Origin of the sequence: Lentilactobacillus sp. (genome assembly GCF_040773105.1) — a bacterium.
Taxonomy (GTDB): domain Bacteria; phylum Bacillota; class Bacilli; order Lactobacillales; family Lactobacillaceae; genus Lentilactobacillus; species Lentilactobacillus parabuchneri.
The window spans coordinates 1-3,818 of the sequence record NZ_JAXGWW010000202.1 but is presented as its reverse complement, the minus strand read 5'-3'; the positions used below and the strand labels follow the sequence as shown (position 1 = coordinate 3,818).

Sequence of the window (3,818 nt, the reverse complement as noted above, 5' to 3'; positions counted from 1 at the left end):
TTTTTTGAGGAGGATTCATGATGGACATCATCCTGGCAGCAGTTTGGATCATATTGACGGCCGGCGTTTTCGTGATTGTGGCAGGCGCATTTTACTTAATTTATAAAAATGCCCGCCACGAACCGGCCCCCTACAAGTGGAAACATCTCTTCATCGCCCTGGCGATCTTTAGCTTGTTATTCACGTTATTCGGTGGTGTCCTTTCAATCATCACCAACCTGCAATACAGCAATCCCTAAGTTTGAATGGGATTGTCTTTTTTTGATGAACACAATTAGCAGGCATAAAATTAGGCTTTATATGCTATATCTGATATACTATAAGTAAGTTATATAATAATATAGTTATAACTAAATATGACTAAAGGAGTGTCCGACTTATGGCAACGATGATAAATGTGTCAGATTTAGCAAGATTACCTGATTTACAAGCACCGGTGATTACATTGAATCTCAACTTACGGAAGCTGTCGTTTGATCAAAATGAACAACTCCGAGTAAAGAATATGCTCAAACAGATCCAAAAAGAAATCGGCGAGGAAATTGACCCATTGATTGACGATATCAATAACCTGCTTCACGACCAATTACCCTATGACGGCATGACGGTCATTGCCGATCAGCACGGTCAAACTGTTTATCACCTGATTCGAACAAGTGTCGAAAAAGCCGATTATCGAATCGAGGACGCCATTGACTTTCTGCTGCTCTTAAGCGAGGCGCCCAACGCTGATTACACGTTGATTAGCCTCAATCGAGATAACAGTCAGCTCTATAAGCTGGTCAACAAACGCGTCAGCTCACTTGCCATTGACGATTATCCGGCAACCGTTCAAGACGCCTTGGGAACCGAATTGCGTGGTGGTCAATTGAACTTTAGTGCCCGCGGAGGCAACGCCCAGTATCATGGGCATAACGAAACGACCCAGGAGAAGAAAATTGACCAGGAACGCTACTATCGACTTCTGATTGAACTGTTAAAAAATAATCAAAGACTCGCTAATCACCCCTTCGTATTGATGGGCCTGCCACAAAACATTAACTTATTTAAGAAGTTGAACAATGGCTTGGAATTAGCACCGTTTGAGATTGCCCAATCGGTTCAAAACGATTCACTGACTGATATTGAAAAACTCGTCAATGACACGATTGCCGGCTACAATCGGGAAAATACCGCTGAAGCCATCACGAAAACTTTCAAGGACCAACTGTTCACTGATTTCAATAACATTCAAAACTTGTTGAACTCAAAAGAGATTCGTCACTTATTTGTGGGTTCAAGAAGTGAAATTAAGGCAGCTGATCCAAGTGTTTACCGCGAAATTAATCAAATGATCAAACAGGCATTGGCGCAAGATACCCGTGTGACCGTTGTAAACGACGATCCGTCAGTGCCGTTGGTCAGCGCGGTTCAATAATCTTAGGAATTTGTTCTCAATAAATGAAAAAAGAGCTTGGTGGATTTTTTCTTCCACCAAGCTCTTTTCCCTGTCTTCAGTTGCCATAGTCAAACCAATATCACATCGTGACGCAAGCTATGATTCGGCCAATTCGTTGATCTGTCTTTGAACATTTAAGATTTGAACAATGTCAATGGCGCATTCAGCCCCTTTGTTGCCGGCTTTGCCACCGGCACGGGCCAAGGCCTGATCCATATTTTCAGTTGTCAACACCCCAAACATCACCGGCTGCGGCCCGTTTAACGACAGGTCGGCCAGCCCATTGGCGGTTGTTTGACAGACATAATCATAATGTGATGTTTCACCACGAATGACCGACCCTAAGGCAATCAAGCCGTCAACCCGATTGGAAGCGCCCAATTCCTTGGTCATTCTTGCCAACTCCATGGCGCCGGGAACGTGGGCCACGGTGATCTGCTCGTCGCTGATACCCAGCGTTTTCAGTTGTGCGACGCAACCTGATAACAAGCGCTCCGTCACGATTTCATTAAAATGCGACACCACGATTCCAATTCGATAATCATGGTTTGCAAGTGTTCCATACAAATTTTTCATGCATTTCCAACCTCTTTCAATAGGTGATTTAACTTGTTTTTCTTGGTGAGTAAATAGTGCTGGTTTTCAGAAGTTAATCCCACTTCCAACGGAATTCGTTCAACCGTTTTGATGCCGTAACCATCCAACTGCTGAATTTTATCCGGATTATTTGTCATTAATCGGACCTCAGACACACCCTTACTTTTCAAAATGGTGGCCGCAATTTGATAATTACGATCATCAATTGGCAATCCCAGATGTTGGTTGGCTTGAACCGTATCTAATCCCTGCTCCTGCAAGGCGTATGCCCGCAGTTTATTGGCCAGGCCAATTCCCCTGCCTTCCTGCCGCAGATAAATCAGGGCGCCACGTCCGTTTCTTTCGATGCGGCGTAATGCTTCTTCAAGTTGTGGCCCACAGTCACAGCGCTTCGACCCAAACACGTCGCCCGTCAGGCACTCGCTGTGCAGCCGCGTCAATAATGGGTCACCCGTTGCCAAGTCCCCTTTTGAAATCAACAGGGTTGGTTCGCCGCCATCAGGATTGTCAAACGCTTCCAGTTGAAAAGTCCCGTACTTGGTTGGCAGCTTAACGCTGGTAATTGTTTGAATGGCCTGATTTTGCTGATACTTTCGATAAGCAATAATTTCGTCAATCGTCAGCAACGACATCCCGTTGCCTTCAGCAATTGCCTTGAGGTCCTTTCGTCGGGCCATCTTGCCATTCTTTTTGAGGACTTCACAAATATAAGCAACTGGCGCAACACCTGCTAATTTAGCCAAATCAACAGCGGCTTCGGTATGCCCCTGCCGTTCGAAAACGCCATCCGGTCGGGCAATCAGGGGGAAAATATGGCCGGGGTGGTAAAAGTCGTCCCAGGTACTGTTGGGATCCGCCAACCGCTTAATCGTTTTTGCCCGGTCAAACGCGGAAATGCCAGTGGTGGTGGATTTCGCATCCAATGTGCTGGTAAAAGCAGTTCCAAAGGCATCGCTTGAATTTTCCAGCATCGGTTTTAATTCGAGCCGGTTGGCAATTTCAACAGCCATTGGCACACATAATAAGCCTCTTGCACGGGTGACCATTTTATTAACCGTTTCAGGGGAGACCTTCTCAGCCAACCCAACCATGTCGCCCTCTGCTTCCCGGTCTAAAGAATCCGCCACAATAATCAGATTTCCGGCTTTAAGTTCTGTCAGTGCCCGATCCACTTTTTCAATTATCTTTGCGTCCATTTTTCAGTCAGTCCTTTCTTGGCCATGTTGACAATGTACTTACCCAAAATGTCTGTCTCAATATTGGCCGAATCGCCCTGCTTGAGGCTGCTTAAATTCGTGTGAGTCAACGTATAGGGAATCAGTGCCACTTCAAAAGTTGACTGACTGGTTGAGACGACGGTCAAGCTGATGCCGTTGATGGCAACCGATCCTTTTTCAACGATGTAGGGCTCATATTCGGTTCCAATCTGAAAGCGCAATCGTATCGAATCTTCATCCGCTTGTGTTGAGACGAGTGTAGCCGTTGTATCCACGTGACCCAGTACAAAGTGGCCATCGAGCTTCTCGCCAACGGATAAGGACGGCTCTAGGTTCACAAATGCGCCGGACGCCAACTGAGTAAAATTAGTCCGCAGTATCGTTTCCGGCATCACGTCAGCAGAAAAGCTGGTCCCCGTTAAGTCCGTCACGGTCAAACAAACCCCGTTTACCGCAATGCTGTCACCCAATTTAAACGTGCCGTCCGAAACCAGGGATGTCTCGACCGTTAGCTTGGCCTGTTGGCCGCTGCGGTTGACCTGAACCACTTTTCCCCGTGCTTGAAT

General features: G+C 46.3%; 5 protein-coding genes. 2 read left to right on the top strand and 3 right to left on the bottom strand.

Annotated features, from left to right (window positions below; all coding sequences use genetic code 11):
• Positions 1–17 precede the first annotated feature (17 nt).
• Together AB3112_RS09280 and AB3112_RS09275 are read left to right on the top strand one after the other, a co-directional pair.
• Complete coding sequence (locus AB3112_RS09280; RefSeq protein ID WP_239822943.1) at positions 18–239, top strand: hypothetical protein; 222 nt, start codon at positions 18–20, stop codon at positions 237–239.
• Positions 240–379: 140 nt separating this feature from the next.
• Positions 380–1,417, top strand: a complete 1,038-nt coding sequence (locus tag AB3112_RS09275; protein ID WP_084972705.1) for a hypothetical protein — start codon at positions 380–382, stop codon at positions 1,415–1,417.
• Positions 1,418–1,534: 117 nt separating this feature from the next.
• Here AB3112_RS09275 and ribH read toward each other — a convergent pair whose 3' ends face one another.
• The 3 genes from ribH to AB3112_RS09260 form a co-directional block, all read right to left on the bottom strand.
• Positions 1,535–2,014: a 6,7-dimethyl-8-ribityllumazine synthase gene (ribH, locus tag AB3112_RS09270; protein WP_367334362.1), complete on the bottom strand. Its 480-nt coding sequence runs from the start codon at positions 2,012–2,014 to the stop codon at positions 1,535–1,537.
• Complete coding sequence (gene ribA, locus AB3112_RS09265) at positions 2,011–3,231, bottom strand: GTP cyclohydrolase II (RefSeq protein WP_367334361.1); 1,221 nt, start codon at positions 3,229–3,231, stop codon at positions 2,011–2,013. Before ribA ends, ribH begins: the two co-directional genes overlap by 4 nt.
• A partial coding sequence (locus AB3112_RS09260) for a riboflavin synthase (protein WP_367334360.1) occupies positions 3,216–3,818 on the bottom strand: 603 nt, incomplete at its 5' end. The genes ribA and AB3112_RS09260, both read right to left, overlap by 16 nt.

Excerpts from the sequence above, each read along its gene's own strand:
- ribA (WP_367334361.1), bottom strand. The coding sequence starts at position 3,231 with ATGGACGCAAAGATAATTGAAAAAGTGGATCGGGCACTGACAGAACTT.
- AB3112_RS09280 (WP_239822943.1), top strand. The coding sequence starts at position 18 with ATGATGGACATCATCCTGGCAGCAGTTTGGATCATATTGACGGCCGGC.
- AB3112_RS09275 (WP_084972705.1), top strand. The coding sequence starts at position 380 with ATGGCAACGATGATAAATGTGTCAGATTTAGCAAGATTACCTGATTTA.
- ribH (WP_367334362.1), bottom strand. The coding sequence starts at position 2,014 with ATGAAAAATTTGTATGGAACACTTGCAAACCATGATTATCGAATTGGA.